Below are 1862 nucleotides of genomic sequence, written 5' to 3' on the forward strand. Positions count from 1 at the left end.
AAACTATTTTACACTACCAAATACTATCTTCATCTGCTGCATATCTAGAAGCAGCTGCCCTTATCGTGGTTTGTCCATGAACAAAAGGCATAGGTAAACTTGTAGAAAAGACACCTTTACTATCACTAATACCATTTGACATTTGTAAATAATCTCCCTTACTATCACCTTTACTACTAGGTCCAACGATGTCGCATACTATAGGAATATTAGGCAAAAACGTATTATCATCTTTTCCCTCTACATTAGCAACAATATCAACATCGCCTCTAACCCATCTTTTTCCAATAAAAGATCCATAACCATCTGGATTTTTATTTGTTTCGCTAATTATATTAATATAACTAGGTAACATAGTTTCTTTAGATATTGGCACCAACATAAAATTATAATCAATATTTAAAAAGTCAGGCTTATCCGAATTTGGCGTTACATAAAAACAATATTCTCCAGCTCCCAATATGTCTGAAAAAGCACCATATATATCAGCTTGCACTTTTAAATTTTGCACTTTTAATATTTGTGATCTAATCACATTACCGTTTTTATCGGCAATTTTAACATATCCTAATTGAATAACACCAGCTAATTTTCCATCTAGTAGATATGACGGAAATATTAAATGAAAAAATATTGCGGTATCTTTTGTTAATTTATAATGAATAAAATCATAATCATTTACATTATCAAAAGTATCATGTATATTTACTACATCCGTATATATCGTTTTCAATTCACTAGGGACATCATTAGGTTCATTGGAACTAACAGTTGTTGAAGAATTAATTAAAACTGTACAAGTTCCACCACCGGCAGCGACTTCTATTAAAACATAATAATTACCACCATTGGTTAAATAAGAATCTATGTCCAGTGTCCCAAATGTTGCACTATGAGCTTCCAAGATATTAAGAGAACCTGGACTATTAGCCTGAGCAATACCAACACCAAAATTAACTGCTTCACTAAAGTTTACATATGAAGTAATTTTTTTTATATTGTCTGTATTAACCTGTAATGCAATAGTACCAGTAGTAAAATTATTAATAGTATATGTCGTATCTAAGTTTACCTGTACTACTTGAATACTTGCATTACTAGCAGCTGCTAACGATGTTGCTAATAAATCAGGTTTTCTCCTTAAAATATTTCCATATAGATTGATCTTTTTAGTACAATCTTTTTCTGTAATTGTTTTTTTTGCAGTTGCTTTTGTAAATACTTTATTTGCAATTTCATTAACAGATACATCTTCAAATTTATTTAATTTTACCACCCCCTTATTTAATTTTTCCAGCAATTCATTTCTTTTTTGTTCTTGTTCTGACATTTCAAGTCATCCTTTCAAAAATTATTTAACAAGTATTTTCTTGTCTATATATAAAAGAGCTTTATTGCTAAATTTTTTTACGTTTTTTTTAAAATTTTTTTGGTTAATTATAAAATGAAAATGAACAGTTAGCAAAAAGTCCACAGTGACTTTTCTTTAAATGGTAAAATGAAGTTCTCACAACGCCATTAACCAAAGAGGAGACAATCACTATGGACTACCATAATTATATTACAGTACCACCTGAACGAAAACGTGGTCAGCACTTGGAACGAGAAGAACGCTGAGCGATTCAACAACTAAAGAGACAATGATACTCTCTACGGGCAATCGCCCGAGAAATCAACTGTTCACCAAGTACTATCCTGTATGAGCTGAGCCCCGGTACACCGTTGCGCAAAAACCAGATTGAGAAATATACTTCTAAAGATATATTAACATTTTGCCGATGAATTGAATAGCCGTCCGCGTAAGGGTGCTGTCAACGTTCTTTCGCAAATTCATAAATCTCATCCATGTAAAAATCAGTCGA

At 31.6% G+C, this 1862-nt stretch carries 1 protein-coding gene and 1 pseudogene; one reads left to right on the plus strand and one right to left on the minus strand.

Features of this window, described 5'->3' with window-relative positions:
- Nucleotides 1-13: 13 nt before the first annotated feature.
- Nucleotides 14-1330 (minus strand): hypothetical protein, encoded by a 1317-nt coding sequence (locus I6751_RS10855; protein ID WP_196592014.1) that lies wholly within the window; start codon nucleotides 1328-1330, stop codon nucleotides 14-16.
- Between the two features lie 212 nt (nucleotides 1331-1542).
- Between I6751_RS10855 and I6751_RS14180 the strand changes: the two are divergent.
- Nucleotides 1543-1749: pseudogene (locus I6751_RS14180) on the plus strand (helix-turn-helix domain-containing protein); the annotation flags it as partial.
- Nucleotides 1750-1862 lie beyond the last annotated feature (113 nt).

The organism is Pectinatus frisingensis (assembly GCF_015732285.1).
GTDB classification, from domain to species: domain Bacteria; phylum Bacillota; class Negativicutes; order Selenomonadales; family Selenomonadaceae; genus Pectinatus; species Pectinatus frisingensis.